This window comes from Streptomyces fildesensis, from assembly GCF_016107395.1.
GTDB lineage: Bacteria > Actinomycetota > Actinomycetes > Streptomycetales > Streptomycetaceae > Actinacidiphila > Actinacidiphila fildesensis.
The window spans coordinates 1-18054 of the sequence record NZ_JAAIKO010000049.1; the positions used below are offsets into that span (position 1 = coordinate 1).

At 70.0% G+C, this 18054-nt stretch carries 16 protein-coding genes and 1 tRNA gene; 11 read left to right on the forward strand and 6 right to left on the reverse strand.

Features of this window, described 5'->3' with window-relative positions; translation table 11 throughout:
* Nucleotides 1-240: 240 nt before the first annotated feature.
* Nucleotides 241-435, forward strand: a complete 195-nt coding sequence (locus C6N31_RS36390) for a hypothetical protein (protein WP_232486097.1) — start codon at nt 241-243, stop codon at nt 433-435.
* A gap of 135 nt (nt 436-570) precedes the next feature.
* Nucleotides 571-930 (forward strand): hypothetical protein, encoded by a 360-nt coding sequence (locus C6N31_RS36395; RefSeq protein ID WP_198359126.1) that lies wholly within the window; start codon nt 571-573, stop codon nt 928-930.
* Between the two features lie 339 nt (nt 931-1269).
* Here the strand turns inward: C6N31_RS36395 and C6N31_RS36400 are convergent, their stop codons facing one another.
* Nucleotides 1270-2193: a hypothetical protein gene (locus tag C6N31_RS36400; RefSeq protein WP_198359127.1), complete on the reverse strand. Its 924-nt coding sequence runs from the start codon at nt 2191-2193 to the stop codon at nt 1270-1272.
* A gap of 489 nt (nt 2194-2682) precedes the next feature.
* On the opposite strand from C6N31_RS36400, the gene C6N31_RS36405 reads away from it, so the two are divergent.
* Entirely contained in the window at nt 2683-2931 is a 249-nt protein-coding gene (locus tag C6N31_RS36405) for a hypothetical protein (protein ID WP_198359128.1), read from the forward strand.
* 707 nt (nt 2932-3638) lie between these two features.
* Here C6N31_RS36405 and C6N31_RS36410 read toward each other — a convergent pair.
* Entirely contained in the window at nt 3639-3896 is a 258-nt protein-coding gene (locus tag C6N31_RS36410) for an integrase (RefSeq protein ID WP_198359129.1), read from the reverse strand.
* 90 nt (nt 3897-3986) lie between these two features.
* On the opposite strand from C6N31_RS36410, the gene C6N31_RS36415 reads away from it, so the two are divergent.
* On the forward strand, nt 3987-4631 hold the full coding sequence (locus tag C6N31_RS36415) for a helix-turn-helix domain-containing protein (protein ID WP_198359130.1): 645 nt from the start codon (nt 3987-3989) through the stop codon (nt 4629-4631).
* 182 nt (nt 4632-4813) lie between these two features.
* Nucleotides 4814-6013, forward strand: coding sequence for a tyrosine-type recombinase/integrase (locus C6N31_RS36420; RefSeq protein WP_198359131.1), 1200 nt, complete (start codon nt 4814-4816; stop codon nt 6011-6013).
* Nucleotides 6014-6131: 118 nt separating this feature from the next.
* On the opposite strand, the gene C6N31_RS36425 is transcribed toward C6N31_RS36420, so the two are convergent.
* A tRNA-Pro gene (locus C6N31_RS36425) sits at nt 6132-6205 on the reverse strand.
* Between the two features lie 181 nt (nt 6206-6386).
* On the opposite strand from C6N31_RS36425, the gene C6N31_RS36430 reads away from it, so the two are divergent.
* The 3 genes from C6N31_RS36430 to C6N31_RS36440 all read left to right on the forward strand — a co-directional run bounded on the left by C6N31_RS36430 (nt 6387) and on the right by C6N31_RS36440 (nt 8359).
* Complete coding sequence (locus C6N31_RS36430; protein WP_138358286.1) at nt 6387-6677, forward strand: YiaA/YiaB family inner membrane protein; 291 nt, start codon at nt 6387-6389, stop codon at nt 6675-6677.
* Between the two features lie 78 nt (nt 6678-6755).
* Nucleotides 6756-7601 carry a DUF1206 domain-containing protein gene (locus tag C6N31_RS36435; protein WP_187145073.1) on the forward strand — a complete coding sequence of 282 codons (846 nt, stop codon included), beginning with the start codon at nt 6756-6758 and terminating at the stop codon, nt 7599-7601.
* Between the two features lie 296 nt (nt 7602-7897).
* The gene (locus tag C6N31_RS36440; protein ID WP_138358284.1) at nt 7898-8359 is read left to right on the forward strand and encodes a hypothetical protein; all 462 of its coding nucleotides are present in this window, start codon (nt 7898-7900) and stop codon (nt 8357-8359) included.
* A gap of 272 nt (nt 8360-8631) precedes the next feature.
* Here the strand turns inward: C6N31_RS36440 and C6N31_RS36445 are convergent, their stop codons facing one another.
* Both C6N31_RS36445 and C6N31_RS36450 read right to left on the reverse strand, forming a co-directional pair.
* On the reverse strand, nt 8632-9243 hold the full coding sequence (locus C6N31_RS36445) for a hypothetical protein (RefSeq protein ID WP_138358282.1): 612 nt from the start codon (nt 9241-9243) through the stop codon (nt 8632-8634).
* Between the two features lie 100 nt (nt 9244-9343).
* On the reverse strand, nt 9344-10729 hold the full coding sequence (locus C6N31_RS36450; RefSeq protein ID WP_232486098.1) for a Gfo/Idh/MocA family protein: 1386 nt from the start codon (nt 10727-10729) through the stop codon (nt 9344-9346).
* 186 nt (nt 10730-10915) lie between these two features.
* Between C6N31_RS36450 and C6N31_RS36455 the strand changes: the two genes are divergently transcribed.
* The 3 genes from C6N31_RS36455 to C6N31_RS36465 all read left to right on the forward strand — a co-directional run bounded on the left by C6N31_RS36455 (nt 10916) and on the right by C6N31_RS36465 (nt 16784).
* On the forward strand, nt 10916-12907 hold the full coding sequence (locus C6N31_RS36455; RefSeq protein WP_138358280.1) for a DUF2264 domain-containing protein: 1992 nt from the start codon (nt 10916-10918) through the stop codon (nt 12905-12907).
* Nucleotides 12908-13173: 266 nt separating this feature from the next.
* Nucleotides 13174-16182: a glycoside hydrolase family 2 TIM barrel-domain containing protein gene (locus C6N31_RS36460; protein ID WP_138358278.1), complete on the forward strand. Its 3009-nt coding sequence runs from the start codon at nt 13174-13176 to the stop codon at nt 16180-16182.
* Entirely contained in the window at nt 16179-16784 is a 606-nt protein-coding gene (locus tag C6N31_RS36465; RefSeq protein WP_138358276.1) for a GNAT family N-acetyltransferase, read from the forward strand. Before C6N31_RS36460 ends, C6N31_RS36465 begins: the two co-directional genes overlap by 4 nt.
* Here the strand turns inward: C6N31_RS36465 and C6N31_RS36470 are convergent.
* The gene (locus C6N31_RS36470) at nt 16760-18007 is read right to left on the reverse strand and encodes an MBL fold metallo-hydrolase (RefSeq protein ID WP_138358274.1); all 1248 of its coding nucleotides are present in this window, start codon (nt 18005-18007) and stop codon (nt 16760-16762) included. The two genes, C6N31_RS36465 and C6N31_RS36470, sit on opposite strands and share 25 nt — an antisense overlap.
* Between the last annotated feature and the right edge of the window lie 47 nt (nt 18008-18054).

The window sequence follows — 18054 nt, forward strand, 5'->3', positions numbered from 1 at the left end:
ACGACCCAAAGCCGCCTAATCACACCCGGCCAACGTTCCTGGACAACGCACTAGCCGACTCCGGGCCTCCGAACAAGAAGTCGCACGTATCTGGGCCGAGAACGCTCCAATCAACTGGCGCCAGGCGTCTCCGCTGGCCGGAGTGGATCCTGCCATGGGCGAACGGGTCCGACGAAAGCTCCATCGACTCGGCGAGGAGATCGTGGTGCGAACCAAGTCTCAGATTCCGAAGGCGAACTGATGGAGAGGAACGTCCGGGCTCCGGAACCGCTGCTGAGCCTGCGCGCCGCGGTGGTGTTCTTGATCAGTCTGCAGACCGCCGTGGCCGCGGGGTTCCTCACCTATGCCGCCCACAGCCCACTGGCCACTGCTGTACTGGCCGGCGGCGCCGCCTTCGGCGTCACAGTCGCCTTCGGGCACTCGATCATCGGCTGACGGCCCTGAGCGGACCGGCGGAGCCCCTTCCGATGGGGGGACCTCCGGTGTACTCAACGCGTCCGACCCGTCCAACCTCGGCGAGCAGGGCATCTCCGTGCTGCGAGACGATCAGTAACCTCCGGGAGGGGAAGCGTGACGACCGTCTGGATCATGCGGAAGAACAAGGACACCACGGGCGAAAGGAGCGTCCTGGTCCGGGCGGACGCCATCACCTACCTGAGCGCCAACGAGCACCAGGTCCGCACCACTGAACTCGGCTCGGACAACATCACGCTACTGGCCGACGTCAGCGACGGCGGCCCCAACGCCCCGCTGCTGCCGGAAGGCTTCAACGTCGACCTGCTGTTCGCGATCAGTTCGGCGCGACGGGACGCGCGTGACGCGACCGACGACCCGGATGAGGAGGACCGCGTCCTGATGGCCCAGCTCGAAGAAGGGGACTGGGTCTGGAAGACGTTCAGGCCCTCCGGGCCCGAGCCGAAGGCTTCCTGACCCCACACGGCACGCGAAGCCCCGGGACCATGAGGACCCGGGGCTTCGCTGTGCACGTGAACATTGGTTCAACGACCCGAGCCTGGCCACGTCACCGGCTCCGGGTACCGCTCCCGTCCGCGGCTCGTTCGTCGGTGCCAAGCGGACCCACGACGGCTCGCCGCTCTGCAGGCGGGGCAGCGTCGTGGCGAACATCGAGACCGCGATGCCGTCGACGTCGGCGGGCGCCTCCAGGCGCCGCTGCAGCAGGTGCAGGGGCGGGAACCGGTCGCTGCGGGTGTACCGGTAGATGCGACCAGAATGAGAACGTGCCACCCAACGTGAGAAGCCTGGCTGGTATCAGCGTCGGCGGATGGCACCAGCAGAGAACCAGCGCACCAACACTGTGGCGATGTCCACGGCCATGCGGGCCTGCTCGAGAGTCTCTTCCGGGATGGCCTGCTGGCTCCCGTGGCGGCTGACTTGGCCGTCCCACAGCATCGACATCATCGACCGGACGGTTTCCAGCCCTTCGACGTCGGTCCTTCCCGGCACCGCGACCTCCAGCTGGGGACCGATCTGCAGCAGCGCGCCGAGCATCGTGCCCAGGGTGGCCTTGTGGTTATTCGGCTCCAAAGTCGCCTGAGCTGCGGACTCGACAGCCTTGATCGCGTCGCTGTACGCGCGCACAGGATCCGAGCGCAGGGCATAAGCCGCGTGGTACGCGCGGCGGAGCTGGACACCGGCGGAACCACGGTTGGGCTGCTCGGCGGCGTGGATAGCGGCGCCCACCAGCGCGGCCACCGTCCTGTCGACCCTGCGCATCAGAGCGCGGCCATCGGTACGGATGGTGTAGGCCGACCGGCCGTCGTCGAGCAGCTGCTGCAGGGGGGAGCGATACTTGGTGAACGTCATCTGGCCCATGACGTCAGCCATCGTTTCGAATGCGGTGGGTTTCGACGCTCTCGGCAACGTCCGCACCGTCGGAATGGAGCCCGTGGGCAGCAGGTTGAGGGTCGCGTCGACGACGTCGAGCAGCTTCTCGGTGGGCGTGAACCAGGCGAGGAATTCGATGTCGTCGATGTCATTGGAGGGCTCGAAGGCGGGGTTGGGGTCACGGACCAGGTCGCAGCGGAGCAGCAGGCGCTGCTCGGACACCGAGCTGTCGCGGACCGTCTCCTCGATCCACCCGCGCAGAGCCGTCTCCAGGGCGGCGGGCACATCGTCCCGCAGCGGCTGGTCCGCGCCCTGGCGTGTAGAGAGTGGAGTCCAGATGTTGGTCACCCGACTAACGGTAGGGGTCATCGCCGTTCATCCGCATGCTAATTCGGCTTGAAGTACCAGCTGTGGCGGGCGGACGCGGCGCAGCCCAGGGCCGGTTCCGGGGCTCACGCCCCACAGCCGGATCCCGCGCCCCTCCACACCCCCGAGTGCAAGCCACGAGCCCGCCGAACCGCGGCGATCGCTTGGCAGCGCTCCTGCCGGACGTCCGCGATGATGAGCCGGACGGTCAAGGGGGGCAGATGGCGGGTCTGGGATGGGAACAATGGGCTTCTGCAGGTATCTCCCCCGCGGACCTACCCGACGGCTGGGGGTGGAACTGACCCGGCCGTCCGGCCGTGGCCTGGGTGGCGACGGCGTCGACTACGCCGCCGCACTGCGCGATGGGTTCACAGTCCCCGTCGAGGGGGGCAGAGGGTCCTACTGCGCCGCCGTAAACAGCCGTGGCACCGAGCCGCGCCCCACTCCACAGGCTCGTCCTACCTACCGTTCGTGTCCGAGTTCCCCTTCGGGCTGTGGATCGTCACCCTCGTTCCCGCCGGCGACGAAGACAGCAAGGGATCGAACTGGCACCAGAAGATCTGGCGCCAGGTACCGGCCTGGTGGGCGCTGGGCCCGCAGGGCCGCACGGCAGCCGCCCTCATAGCCCGCATTGAGCGGGCCGCATGGCAGGAGATCCTCGCCATGCGTCGTTCATATAACCAGGCGTGGCCGTCCGGCTATCAGGATCGCGCCTGGTAAGAAGCCAGGGACCTCGCAACGTTGGCCAGCCACACCACGCCGAGATCCGCGCTGATCTCCGCGCTGATCGGACACGCCGAAGACGCCCTCGACCGAGCCGCACGCTCCCACGGAAAGAAGACGAAGGCCTTCTCTAACGAGCAGAAGACCACAGCCTTCGCAGCCGCCGCCCTGGCCGTCGAAGACCTCTCCCCCGAGCTCGCCCAGCGGCTGCTCGGCCCCCTGCGGCTCTCTCTCGGCGACGTTCACACCTGGCCCCGTCCCTTCATGGGCCGGCAATCTGTAGCACCCTGGCTCTCGCACTCAAGGAGACACTCGGCAAAGTTCTATGAACACTCAGTGGACCAACGAGCACCGAGCTCTTCAACCGCTCGCTGCCCCGCAGCCCGAAGGATCGTCAGCAAGGCAGCGCCGCATACACGGGCTGCGTGCCGACCGATGAACTGCGCGACGGGATGCATCGCGGATCAACCAACCACCCTCGTGGGACCTTGGGCAGAGTTTGAGACCCTCGGCTACGCCAAGGTCCCAGTAATTGTCAGGCCAAGTGGGGTTCCGATGGCTCACCTGCTCTAGAGTCGGATACCCGATACCGCCTTCCTCAGAAATTCGCAGGGGCGAGGTTGTCGGAGCCATCCGTCCCCACGGTGACCGTGGTCGGGGCACAGTGCGACAGACGCGAAAACGACGCTGCGCGAGGCGAGCACCTATTCGGCCCGGTTGAGGGTGGACTCCTCCGCCGAGTGAGCGATGCCAAGGACCCGGAGCATGTCTGCCGTGACCACGCGGTAGGCGTTGCCGAGCTTCAGCACCCGGCATGGGTAGGTCCCTCGCTTCGCGAGGACGTAGCCGGCGGAGCGTCCCAGGGCGAAGGCGCGGTTGGCGGTGTCCAGGTCGATTGCCGCGGGGAGCCTCAGAAGCTCATCCCGGGTGGCGGGGCCTTGGAGCGTGACCTGTGTGCTCATGATGTTCTCCGCTTCGATCGGCCCGCCTCGTGGGGAGGAATTTGTACCATGGAGTTGCAGCTACACATTCTGGCAGCATAAATTGTCTCCATGAAGCCCTTGGATTGGTCAGCACAGCTCACCGCCCGGGTCGCCACGGCGATCCGCGGCGCCCGCAAGGCCGCGAAGCTCACTGTTGCGGAGCTGGCAGAGGGCTGTGCGGCTCTTGGTCTGCCCGTGGCGGGCACCACGATCACCAACTTGGAGAACGGCCGGCGCCACTCGGTGGATCTGGCCGAATTCCTCGTCCTCGCAAGGGTGTTGGGCATCCCGCCGATCATCCTGCTGTACCCCCTCGGCACGGCGGGCACCGTGGAGGTGATGCCGGGCGAGGAGGTATCGACGTGGGATGCGGCAGCGTGGTTCACCGGCGAGGAGCCCATCGCCACGGCCGCTGCCCAGGGCACGCCACGCGACCTTCTCGACACCTTCCGGTCTCACAGCGATGCTGTCGCCGCCGCACGCGTGTCGACGAATCTCGCGAAGGACAGGCGGCAGAAGGCGAACGTCACCCTTGATCCCGCCCGGCGCGAGACCCTTCTGGAAACGGCCGCCGGCTACGAGCAGCTCGCCTTCGACGACTGTCGCGAGCTGCACCAGTTCCGCTCGACGATGCGCGAGCGTGGCCTCATGCCGCCGGCCTTGCCTGCCGCGCTTGCCTTCATCGACGACATCGACTCCGGGAAGGCCAAGTGAACCGCTGCCCGGGCCCCGCCCGTACACGAGCGGTTACACGGTCACGGGCATGAGCTGGCCGCCGCACATATGAACCCACGCTTCAACACGTCCACCCCTTCACGCGAGCGGCGACCACACCACAGCCGTGCCCCACCTGGCGCGGCTGCCGTGGCCGTACATCTCAGCACCAGGGAAGAGACATGAAGGAACCCATACGCAAGATCACCCACAAGGACGGGCGCAGTCGCTATCGGCTTGTCGTGGACATCGGCCACGACGCCGAGGGAAAGCGGCAGCAGCTGACCCGGACCTTCGATACCAAGAAGGATGCCGTCACCGAACTCTCCCGCATCCGGCATCAGCGCGACGCCGGCACCTACGTCGCACCGAGCAAGATGACGCTCGGCGACCTTCTCGACATTTGGCTCAAATCTGCGACACGTGATGTCGAGGAGGGAACAGCCTCCAACTACGCCAACGCCATCCTTCCCGCCCGCGTCCACTTGGGACACAAGGCGCTCCAGGAGCTGAGGGAGGAGGACATCGAGGGCTTCATCGACTGGATGGTCACCAGCGGACGGCGGCGTGGCGGGAAACCGGGCAGCGGTCTCGGGATCCGGGCCGTGCGTCTGACGTTGGGAAGGCTGCGGGCGGCGCTGACCCTCGCCGTGCGGCGCGGGCTGGTCGTGCGAAATGTCGCCGAGCACGTCACCGTCTCGCGTGAGGCGAGGCTCAAGGCGACCGCCCTCAAGGTGTCCTGTCCCCCGTGGAACGAAGTGGAGGTCAAGGCGTTCCTGGAGGCGATCAAGGACGATCGGCTGTTCGCCGCCATGATGCTGGCACTGATCGCCGAGCGCCCCGCGGAGGTGTGCGGAGCGCGTTGGGCCGAGGACGTCGATCTCGATGACGCCGAGACCATCTCCGTCGGCAACACCCGGACCATCGTCTACGACCGGAGCCTGGCGAAGGGCGAGCGCAACAAGGTGGTGGAGAAATCCACCAAGACGGAGGCGGGCAAGCGGACGCTTCCGTTGCCGGCGCCCGTCCTGAAAGCCCTCAAGGCGTTCCGTGATCTGCAGGCCAAGGAGAAGGCTGCGGCCGGCGCCACTTACGAGGACAGCGGCTACGTCCTCGTGGACGAGTTGGGGCGCCCGTGGAAGACGGACAAGCTCCGGCGGGAGGCGTACCGGTTGATGAAGCAGGCGGGCGTGCGCAAGGTCCGGCTGTACGACGCGCGGCACGCGTGTCTGTCGTGGATGGCGAACAACGGCGTGCCCGACACGGTGGTCTCGGCCTGGGCCGGGCACAGCGACCTGTCGTTCACGAAGAGGTTCTACGTGCATCCCGATCCGCAGAGCCTCAAGGCAGGTTCGGAAAAGCTGGTCGAACTGCTGGGCTGATGCCGGCGGAAAACGGATGTGAGAAGTTGTGAGACGCACGCCCTTGAAAACGATCAAGGGCCCCGTCTCACCGAAGTGAAACAGGGCCCTGACCTGGGCTTGAAGCCCGCATGCACCGTCGGGACGACAGGATTTGAACCTGCGACCCCTTGACCCCCAGTCAAGTGCGCTACCAAGCTGCGCCACGTCCCGGTGCTCGGTCGTTCTGGGGTTGTTTCCCCGGGCTGACCGCGCATGAGAACAATACCGCACTTGGGGCGGTGTCTGCTCACGCCTTTGGGTCGGTGGGGCGATCTTGGTGGGGAGGGGGGTGGGGGGAAGTTTGAGTAGGTGTACTCATGTGGCGTGGGCCACAGTTGTTCAGGCTGGGGGCATGACGAATCCGATTCAGCAGCAGACGACGGCGGCGTACTTCGCGCAGGCGGCCATTTCGTTCGGGATCGCGCTGGGGAGCATGGGGCTGGGGGTGGCGTACCTGCCGGTCGGGGCTTGGGTGCGGGCGTTTCTGGGGGTGGGGCTGATGTATTTGGTGACCTCGGCGTTCACGCTGGCCAAGTGTGTGCGGGACCGGCAGGAGGTGGGGCAGGTGGTCAGCCGGGTGGATCAGGCGCGGCTGGACAAGCTGCTCGCGGAGCATGATCCGTTCCGGGTGGACGGTGTCTGAGGCCGGGCCGCCGCGGGCGGGCGGGCGTTTCCGGGGTGGGGGCCGGGGCAGACGCCCGTCCGACGAGGGAGGTCGGGCGTGGATGCTTCGATACGGCGGGCCAGGACTGCGGGCCGGGCCGCGGCAGGCGGTAGTGCGGTCGAGTGGGCGGCACGGTGGGGGATCGCCACGCGCGGCGTGATCTACGTACTGATCGGCGCGCTGGCGATCCAGGTCGCCTTGGGTGGGAACGGGAAGCAGGCCGACCGCGGCGGCGCCGTCGAGCAGATCGCCGGGCAGCCGTTCGGCAAGGTCATGGTGTGGGTGGTCGGGCTCGGGCTGGTGGGCATGGCGCTGTGGCGGCTGTCCGAGGCGCTCTTCGGGGCCGCCGGGCCCGACGGGCACAAGACGTCGAAGCGGCTCGCCTCGGGCGGGCGCTTCGTGTTCTACGGGCTGGCCGCGTATTCGGTGATCGCTTTCGCGCTGGCGAGGACCGCCTCCGAGGGCGCAAGCCAGGGCGGATCGAGCGACCGGCAGTCGAAGGACTGGACGGCGAAGGTGCTGGACCTGCCCCTGGGCCAGTGGCTGGTGGGCATCGCCGGGGTGGCGCTCGCCGCGGCCGGTCTGTGGATCGTGGTCCGGGCCTGGCAGCGGAAGTTCCGTAAGCATCTGAAGGTCGGCGAGATGTCCCGGCGGACGCGTCAGGTGGTCGAGTTCCTGGGGGTCGCCGGCGGGGTCTGCCGGGGCGTCGTCTTCGCGACGGCCGGCGGGTTCGCCGTGGCGGCGGCCGTGAAGTACGACCCGGACCAGGCCAAGGGGCTCGACGACACGCTGCGGTCCTTCCGGGAGACGCCGGCCGGGCCCTGGCTCCTGGTGGCCATCGCGGTGGGGCTCGCCCTCTTCGGCGCGTTCTCGTTCGCCATGGCGCGGTGGCGCAAGCTCTGACGAATGTCCTAGAGATATCGGACAGGCGTCCGGCCGATCTCCGATCGGCCTTCGCAGGTCTCTGAACTGCTGTGATCTGTATTCGGCCCCTGGCTGCGACCCGGTGCGGGCTTCCGCACCGGGTCGCTTCTGCGTTCGCCGCCTGACCAAGGTGTACCTCTCGTGGCTGACGACCGTCAGTCTCAAGAGGGGGGTTCCAACCCTTCTCGCGGGCGATCCGTTGGCGGTTCGCGGCCGCCAGGATGGGCAGGAAGAGCCCGATACCCAGGGCGTCACCCAGGGAAGGACCCCGCCGCATGGCCACCAAGAAGCCCGTCGTCCTCGGACTCGCCGTCGGCGGCCTCGGCCTCCTCGTGGCGGCGGCGCTCACCATGCCGCAGGTTGTGGACTGGTACCAGGGGCGCCACCTGGCGGAGGCCGAGTACTCCTCGGGCAGCGAGGCCAAGAAGTCCCGGGACTCGGTTCCGCGCTGGCTGCCGGACGAGGCGACGGCCGTGAAGTACCGGATGTCGACCACGGGCGGCGACCGGCTGCTGAAGGCGACGCTCGCCGACGGGAAGCTGCCGGCGGGCTGCAAGCAAGGCGCGGGCAGCGGGCGGGCGCACCTCAGGGCCGACTGGTTCCCGAAGGGCACGGACAAGGAGGGGACCGCGGCGTGCGGGGCCTACAACGTGGTGCTCAAGGGCACCGATCTGTATGCCTGGCAGGACCACGCCGATTGGGTGAAGGCGAACCAGGCGGGCACCGACGCGCCGTAATCAGACCGTATAGGGCGGAGACTTTCTGTTTGCGTCGGTATGTTCCGGGCCATGCGGCCGCTGCCGGGACGGCTGCAACACCCGAGGCGTTCCCGACGAGACGCGCACTGGCCGTGGGTCGGGTGAGCTGGACTTCGCCGGTGGCAGCAATGACGAGGACGACGGCGGACTACTGATGCCCGGCACCATCACCTGCACCAACACCTGCCCGGCCCTCCCACCGTGGATGCGGGGGCGGCGGCGGTGACGATGACGGTGGCGGAGACACCTGCTCAGGGTGTTTCCCGTGGGGCCGGGACCGGCGTACCTCCCGGCTCCGTCAGCACCTTCGGATCGGGTGCGCCAGGCGGAGCGGGCGCGACCGGCGGCTCCGGGGCGGGCGGGCGGACGTCGTCGCCGGTCTGCGGGCCGGCCGGGTCCGCGGGCCGGGCTCGCGTGCGGTTCGCGCGGCGGACGGCGTCGTCGGCGCTGTTCTGGGCGCCGAGCGAGCCGAAGTAGAAGCCTGCGACGGTGGCGAGCACCGTCATCAGCGACGTGACGATGGTCTTGCGCAGGTCGCCGGAGTCGCCGCCCGAGGAGAGCATCGCGACCGCCAGGGCGAAGCTGACGAGGGCGAGGATCAGTACGGCGATGATGCTGCGGGTCAGACCGCGCACCCCGCGCGGTTCGCGCAGGTCGCGCAGCAGTTCACGGACGTCGCTGCTCGTGGCCGCCTGGCCGATCAGCTCGTCGGTGAGCTGCTGGCGCCACGCGGTGGCCCGGCGGACGTCGATGATCAGGGGCAGCACCGCGATCACGGCGATGATGATGACGACCACCGCGATGAGAACGAAGGCCCATGGCCCCTTGAGGCCCGGAATCGGTTCGGCGGCAACAAATCCCACGCCCGTAAGTCCGTTCATCCGCATACCCGTTGCCCCTATACCCACCGTGACCGATCCAGTACCCCTGGTTCCCGGTGGGGGATGATCCCAGCGGCCGACATCAATCGTCAAGCACCGCAAGGGAGTTGGTTCTCGGGGGCTGGTCTGGACCGGTCCGGTATGGACGGGACTGGTGCGCGGCGAAGTACGCGGCCAGGTCGGCGTCGAGCGGCGGGACGGTGCGCGGGGTGCCGCCGTCGCGGAGCGAGGCGGTGGCCTGGGCTCCGGCGGCGACCGCCATACGAGCCGCGACGGGTGAGGTGTCGGTGGGTCCGCCGTCGCGCGCGAAGCGCAGGAATTCGTCGATGAGGAGCGGGTCGGCGCCGCCGTGGAAGGCGTTGTCCTGGAGATCCGGGACGGGGTGGACGGCGTCGGCCTCCGGGCGGTGCCCGGAGCGGCGCGCGTTCCAGACCTTGACCACCGCTCCGGGCCCGTCGCCGAAATTCTCCAGACGGCCGGCATCGCCGATGACGGTGTAGTTGCGCCAGTAGTCGGGGGTGAAGTGGCACTGCTGGTAGGCGGCGAGGACGCCGTTGTCGAGGCGCAGATTGACGAGCGAGACGTCCTCGACGTCGATCACGGGGTTGAGATCCCGCTGGGAGCGCGGCGGCCAGTTGTCGTCGTCGAGCCAGCCGGCGGCCTTGGGCTCGCCAGGGGCGCGGCGGTCGGCGTCCGGCGCGCCGTAGACCATGAGGTCGCCGAGCGCCTGGACCTGGCGGGTGTACCCGCCGGCGAGCCAGTGCAGGACGTCGAGGTCGTGCGCGGCCTTCTGCAGCAGCAGACCGGTGGTGTACCGGCGCTCGGCGTGCCAGTCCTTGAAGTAGAAGTCGCCGCCGTGACCGACGAAGTGCCGTACCCAGACGGTCTTGACCTCGCCGATGTCCCCGCGGGTGATGAGGTCGCGCATGAGCCGGACGACGGGCATGTGCCGCATGTTGTGGCCGACATAGAGGCGGGTGCCGGTCTCGTACGCCGCGCGCAGGATCGCGTCGCAGCGCTCGACGGTGATGTCCAGCGGCTTCTCGACGAGGACGGGCTTGCCGGCGCGCAGCGCCTCGCAGGCGAGGTCGGCGTGGGTGTGGTCGGGCGTGAGGACGAGGACCGCGTCGATGTCGGCGGAGCCGAGGATCGCACGGTGGTCGTCCGTCACGGCCGCGCCCGGGAAGCGGGTTGCCGCCTCGGCGCGGACGGCGGGGTCGAGGTCGGCGACGGCGGTGACGCGCGCTCCCGCCCCGGGCCGGTGCGCGGTTTCGGCGAGGCTGCCGCGCAGGCCCAGTCCGATGACGCCGATGCGGAGGTCGTCGTCCGGCCGCTGGGGCAGCGTAGGAGCGTTTGCGGGATGCGGGGCGCCGGCGCCCGGGGCGCTTGCAGGATGCATGGCGGGAGCCGGGGCGTTCGCGGGATGCGCGCCGCAGGCCGGACCGCCCGGCGGCTGGGAACTGGTCATGGGCGGTCCCTTCGGAAGGCGCCCCGCGCGAGCCGGGCAGGAACGGGAGCGACGGGAGGAGCGAGAACGGAAGGACAGACGAAGGACAGACCCACTTTCCGACCGCGATCCGCAGTCGGTGAATAGGGTTGGCCTCAACCTAGTAACCGCTTACTATCTCGGTCAACACCTCACCTCGGAGCTGATGTGACCTTGCCCCCGTTCCTCACGCTGCCCCCCACCGACCGCGTGCGTTCACCCCGCACCGGCTGGACCCGCGCGCACTGGGAGGCGGTGGCGGACCGGATGCTCGACGGGCTGGTGCCGTACGCCTCCCCCGGCTTCGCGCAGTACCGGCTGCCCGGCCGCAACAGCTGGTCGGGGGTGGTGTCCGACGGGCTGGAGGGCTATGCGCGCTCCTTCCTGCTGGCCGCGTTCCGGATCGCGGGGGCCGGCGGGGAGGTGGATACGCGGCTCATCGAGCGGTACGCCGCCGGGCTCACGGCCGGTACCGATCCGGACAGCGGTGAGACCTGGCCCGCGCTGACCGACTGCTCGCAGCAGATGGTCGAGGCGGCGTCGGTGGCGATCGCGCTGCACGAGACGCGGCCGTGGATATGGGACCGGCTCGACGAACGGGTCCAGGCGCGGGTCGTCGACTGGTTCTCCGGTTTCGTCGGGCGCCGCACCCACGACAACAACTGGCGGCTCTTCCAGGTGGTGTCCGAGCAGTTCCTGGCTTCCGTCGGCGCGCCGTTCAGCCAGTCCGACATCGACGGCGGGCTGGACCGTATCGAGGACTGGTACGTCGGCGACGGCTGGTACAGCGACGGGGACGGCCGCAACTTCGACTACTACATCGGCTGGGCGATGCATCTGTACCCACTGCTGTGGGCGCGGATCGCGGGTGAACCGGACGGCGGGCGCGCCAAGGTCTACAAGGAACGGCTGTCCCAGTTCCTGGCGACCTACCCGCACTTCTTCAGCGGCGACGGCGCCCCGGTCCACCAGGGACGTTCGCTGACGTACCGATTCGCCTCCGTCGCCCCGGTGTGGATGGGGGCGCTCACCGACGCGACCCCGCTGGAGCCGGGGGTGACGCGGCGGCTCGCCTCCGGGGTGCTGCGGCACTTCGTGGAGCGCGGGGTGCCCGACGAGCGCGGGCTGCTGTCGCTCGGCTGGCACGAGCCGTTCCTTCCCAGCACGCAGGGGTACTCGGGCCCCGGGTCCCCGTACTGGGCGAGCAAGGGCTTCCTAGGACTGCTGCTGCCCGCCGACCACCCCGTGTGGACCGAGCGGGAGCTCGCGCTCCCGGTCGAGGAGGCCGACCAGTACACGGCGCTGCCCGCACCCGGCTGGCTGCTGCACGGCACGAAGCACGACGGGATCGTCCGGCTGGTCAACCACGGCAGCGACCACTACGGCTTCGAACCGTCCGGCGGCGCGGACGACCCGCACTACGCCCAGCTCGGCTACACCACGCACACCGCGCCGAACGCCGCCCCGCACGCCTGGCGGCACCGTGTCGACAGCCACCTCGCGCTGGTCTCCCCCGACGGCACGCCCTCCCACCGGGGACGGATCCACCCGCTGACGGCGGCGGGCCGGACCGCGTCCTCCTGGCACACCGTCACTTTCCCGGCGGGCGACGGCGCCCCGGCCGACGGCGGGTCCGGAACCGGGTCCGGAACCGGTTCTGCCGCCCACGATCCCGGAACGGACCCGGGTACCGCGGAGTACCGGATCGAGACGACGAGCGTTCTGCACGGGCCGTGGGAAGTGCGCGTGCACCGCGTCGAAGCCCCGGCCGGGGTGACGGTCCGGGAGGGCGGTTACGCGGTCGCGGGGACCGAGCCGCCACGGGGCGAGAGCGGCCGGGGGTGGGCGTGTGCCCGTACCGCGGACGGCCTCTCCAGCGCGCTGGTCGGTCTGTACGGCTGGGACGAGGACGGCGACGGGTCCGCCGCGGTGCACCGTGAGGTGGAGGCGAACGCGTTCGGCCCGCACTCGGCCGCCCCGTGCCTGAGCTCCCGACCGCACCCCGGCGGGAGCAGCGTCCACGTCACCCTCGTCGCGCTGTCGGGCGACACGGTCCATCCGCGGGCGCTGCGCGAAGCGGTCGCCGTGACCGTCCTCGAGGGTGACGGCGGCGACGGCGTACGTGTCTCGTTCCCCGACGGAACGGCGCTCACGGTCTGACCCGCCATCCACCCCGTCCGGCTCGGCCGCCCGGCCCGCCGATTTCACCATCGGGTTCCGCTGCCGCCGACCGAGGGGGCAGGCTGGCCCTGTGCCCTCGGTTCGGCGGTCGGCGGTCGGCGGTCGGCGGTCGGCGGTCGGCGGTCGGCGGTCGGCGGGGGCCATGCCGGTCGGCGCGGGGGTCCATGCCCCGGGTCGTGCATGTCCGTTGTCATTGATGTCGATAATGTCGAAGTCCGGTGTCGTCCAGGTGAGGAGCAACTCCCATGCACGAGGCGCTGCGTCCCGCGGCTGTCCCCTACTACGAGGACCCCTCCCCCGGCAGCGGCGCGTTGCCGCCGCGGGCCTGGTGGAGTACGTCGGACGCGCGGTACGTGAGTCTGAACGGGGCGTGGCGGTTCCGGCTGTCGGGGACCGCCGACGCGCACGGTGACGACTTCGCCCGGCCGGAGTTCGACGCCACCCGCTGGGATCTGCTGCCGGTGCCCGCGCACTGGCCGCTGCAGGGACAGGGTTCGCCCGCGTACACGAACGTGGTGTACCCGTTCCCCGTCGATCCGCCGCGGGTTCCGACCGAGAACCCGACGGGCGACCACCGACGCTCCTTCGATCTGCCGGACGACTGGCCGGGCGGGGCGGCGCTGCTGCGCTTCGACGGTGTGGAGTCGTGCGCGCGGGTGTGGCTCAACGGTGCGGAGCTGGGCACGTTCAAGGGCAGCCGGCTGCCGGTGGAGTTCGAGGTCGGGGAGCTGCTGCGACCGCGCGGGAACGTACTGGCGGTGCGCGTCCACCAGTGGTCGTCCGGCAGTTATCTGGAGGACCAGGACATGTGGTGGCTCCCGGGGATCTTCCGGGAGGTGACGCTGATCGAGCGGCCGGAGGGATCGGTCGCGGACTTCTTCGTGCATGCCGACTACGACCACACCACCGGCACCGGAACGCTGCGCGTCGACTGCGAGCCCGGCGGCAGCGTCAGCGTCCCGGAGCTCGGCCTGGATCTGGCGACCGGGGAGAACGCGACCGTGCCCGTCGAGCCGTGGTCCGCCGAGATACCGCGCCTGTACGACGCCGAACTGGCCACGGAGGGCGAGCGGATCCCGCTCAGGATCGGCTTCCGGACGGTGGCCGTCGAGGACGGGGTGTTCAAGGTCAACGGCCGCCGGATCCTCCTGCGGGGCGTCAACCGGCACGAGTTCCACCCCGACCACGGCCGGGTGCTGGATCTGGAGACGATGCGGCAGGACCTGGTGCTGATGAAGCGGCACAACATCAACGCCGTCCGCACCAGCCACTACCCGCCGCATCCGGCTTTTCTGGACCTCTGCGACGAGTTGGGGATGTGGATCGTCGACGAGTGCGATCTGGAGACCCACGGCTTCGAAGTGATCGGCTGGCGCGGCAATCCGGTCGACGACGAGCGCTGGACGCCCGCGCTGCTGGACCGGGCCGCGCGCATGGTCGAGCGCGACAAGAACCATCCGTCCGTCGTGATGTGGTCGCTGGGCAACGAGTGCGGGACCGGTCGCGGTCTGTCGGCGATGGCGTCGTGGATCCGCGACCGCGATCCGGACCGTCCGATCCACTACGAGGGCGATCCGTCCTGCGCGGACACCGATGTGTACTCACGGATGTACGCCGACCACGCCGAAGTCGAACTCATCGGGCGCCGCACCGAACTCCCCCTTCCTGATGCCCAGTTGGATGCGAAGCGCCGCGCCCTGCCGTTCCTTCTGTGCGAGTACGCGCACGCCATGGGCAACGGTCCCGGCGGGCTGAGCGAGTACCAGCGGCTCTTCGAGGCGCACGAGCGCTGCCAGGGCGGATTCGTCTGGGAGTGGATCGACCACGGGCTGCGGCAGCGCACCCGCTCCGGTGTGGAGTTCTTCGCCTACGGCGGCGACTTCGGCGAGGAACTGCACGACGGCAACTTCGTCTGCGACGGGCTGGTGTTCCCCGACCGCACTCCCTCTCCCGGTCTGATCGAGTACAAGAAGGTCATCGAGCCGGTCAGGATCGACGGGGACGGCGCGGCCGGCATCGTCCGGATCACCAACGGGTACGACTTCGCCGATCTGTCGTCGCTGTCCTTCCGGTGGACGTACGAGGTGGAGGGCGAGGCAGTCGACTCCGGTGATCTGGAGGTCCCGGTGCTCGCACCCGGCGCGACTGCGGAGCTGAAGCTGCCCCGGGCACCCGGCGGCGGGTCCGGCTCACCGGCAGGTGAAGGTGAAGCCTGGTGGACGGTGCGGGCGGCGCTGGCCGACGACACCGGCTGGGCACCGGCCGGGCACGAGGTGGCCTGGGGCCAGTTCGCCGCAGCGGCACCCGCGGCCCCCACAACCCCGACCACCGAGGTCCCGACCACCGAGGCCCCGACCTCAGCGGCCCCGGCCGAAGCCGCCCATAGAGAAGCCGCACGCATCAAGGCGCCGCGCCGTGCCGAGGGCGGCGTCGTGCTGCTCGGGCCCGGCACGTTCGACGCCGTCACCGGCGCGCTCAAGTACCTGGAGCACTTCCAGATCGCCGGAGCGCCGCGGCTGGACGTGTGGCGTGCACCGACCGACAACGACGCGGGTTCCGGCCGGCACCCCGACATCCAGCTGGACCGGCGGTGGCGGGAGGCGGGCCTGCACCGGATGCGACACCGGCTCGACGGGGTCACCATCGGCGCCGACGCACTGACCGTCACCACCCGGGTCGCACCGGCGGCCGGGGACCTGGGCCTGCGCACCGTCTTCACCTGGACCGCGACAGACGATCGGCTGCGGCTCACCGTGGACGTCACCCCGGAGGGCGAGTGGACCGTCCCGCTGCCGCGGATCGGGCTGCGCCTGGGCGTCTGCGGCAGCCTCAACGGCGTCGAATGGTTCGGCGGCGGTCCCGGCGAGGCGTATCCCGACACCCGGGCCGCGTCCCGGATCGGGCGGTACACGAGCACCGTCGACGCGCTGCAGACGCCCTACGTCAGGCCGCAGGAGAACGGCGCGCGGGCCGATGTCCGCTGGGCGCGGCTGCGCCGCGAGGACGGGCAGGGGCTGCTGATCACCGGCGACCCGGACTTCTGGTTCACCGCGCGGCGCTGGACCGGGGAGCAGCTCGACACGGCCGAGCACACCTACGACCTCACGCCGTCCGAGACGATCTGGCTCAATCTGGACCATGGGCAGCAAGGCATCGGCAGCGGGTCCTGCGGGCCCGGGGCCCTGCCGCAGTACTGGCTCACCGCTGCCCCGGTGACCTTCTCCTTCACGTTCGGCGCCCTGGAGACCACATGATCCGGCCCTACCGCCCCACGGACCTGCCCGCGCTCTACGACATCTGCGTACGCACCGGCCAGGAGGGCGAGGACGCCCGGCCGTACTATCCCGACCACGATCTGCTGGGGACGATCTTCGCGGCCCCGTACGCGCGGCTGGAGCCGGAGCTGACCTTCGTGGTCGACGACGGGCAGGGCAGCGCGGTCGGCTACATCCTGGGGACGGCCGACACCGCCGCCTTCGTGAAACGGTTCCGCAGCGAATGGCTGCCGGAGGTGGCGGACCGCTACCCGGAGCTCACCGGTCCGGTGCCGGCCACCCCGCACGGAACGATGGTCGACCTGCTGCACCGGCCGGAGCGGATGCTCGTGCCGGAGCTGGCGCCGTATCCGGCACATCTGCACATCGATCTGCTCCCCGGCCACCAGGGGGCGGGCCACGGGCGGGCGCTGATGGAGACGTTCCTCGGAGCGCTGGCCGCGGCGGGCGTCGGGTCGGTCCATCTGGGGATGGCCACGGCGAACGTCCGGGCCCGGTACTTCTACGACCGCATGGGCTTCCATGAGATCGCGGTACCGGACCCGGGGCCGCTCACCTACCTGGGACGCGCCACCTCGTAGTCCTCGGCACCGTCGGCACCGCCCGTGTCGTCAGCACCATTGGTCGCGGTGTCCGAGGCCTCGGATACGGCATCCGAGGCGTCCGGTGCCGCGTCGGCGGCCGGAGTCGCGTACTGCGGCCAGCCGCCCGCCGGCGGTACGGCGACCGAGCGCCACCACCAGTCGTCCGGGAGGTCGGCCGAGGGCTCGAACGGCGCGCCGGGACGCGGGGTGGCGATCTTCGCACCCAGCTCCCTGGCCGCCGCGAGCGTGCCCTCGGCGGGGTCGGCCCACGGGTGCGGGGCGAGGTTGAACGTGCCCCAGTGGATGGGCAGCATCGCTCCGTGGGGCGTGCCGCCGGACAGGTCCACGTGCGCCTGCATGCCTTCCGCGGGCGTCATGTGGATGTCGGGCCAGAACTCGCTGTAGGCGCCGATCTGGATCATCGTCGCGTCGAACGGGCCGTGCTGCGCGCCGATCTCGGCGAAGCCGGGGAAGTACCCCGTGTCGCCGCTGTGATAGATCCGGTGGTCACCGCTCGCCACCACCCAGGACGCCCACAGGGTCTGCTGGCGGCCGCGCAGGCCGCGGCCGCAGAAGTGCCGGGCCGGGGTCGCGGTCAGGGTCAGACCGTCCACCTCGGTCGACTCGTTCCAGTCCAGTTCGTGCAGCCGCTTGGGGTCGATGCCCCAGTGCTCCAGGTGGGCGCCGACGCCGAGCGGAACGGCGAAGACGGTGTCCGTGCCGACCAGCGCCTGGATGGTGGGCATGTCGAGGTGGTCGTAGTGGTCGTGCGAGATGACCACCACGTCCACCGTGCCGAGCGACTTCAACGGGACCGGCACCGGGTGCACCCGCTTGGGCCCGGCGAAGGCGAACGGCGAGCAGCGGTCACCCCACACCGGGTCGAAGAGCACACGGCGGCCGTCGATCTCCGCCAGCACCGTCGAGTGGCCCATCCAGGTCAGCCGCAGCCCCGACGCCGGCGGCGCCGCAAGGTCGGCGAGCGTCGTCGGATGGACCGGCACGGGGGCGGCGGGCCTGCGCAGCGCCCGCGCCTCCTTGCGCATGTTGCCGGGCAGCGCCTTGAGCAGACCCCCGCTGGGCGTGGAGCGGGCACCCACCGGGTTCTGGAAGACGCCGTCGGCGTAGTTGGGTGACGCGAGGATCCGCTCCAGTCGCGCGCCGACCGGATCGGCGCCGAAAGCAGCAGGTCGCAGTGCGGTGAGGCGGGAACCGGTCACGGCACCTCCAGCAGGTGGGCGGTCAGTCGATGTCACCCTGCCAATTC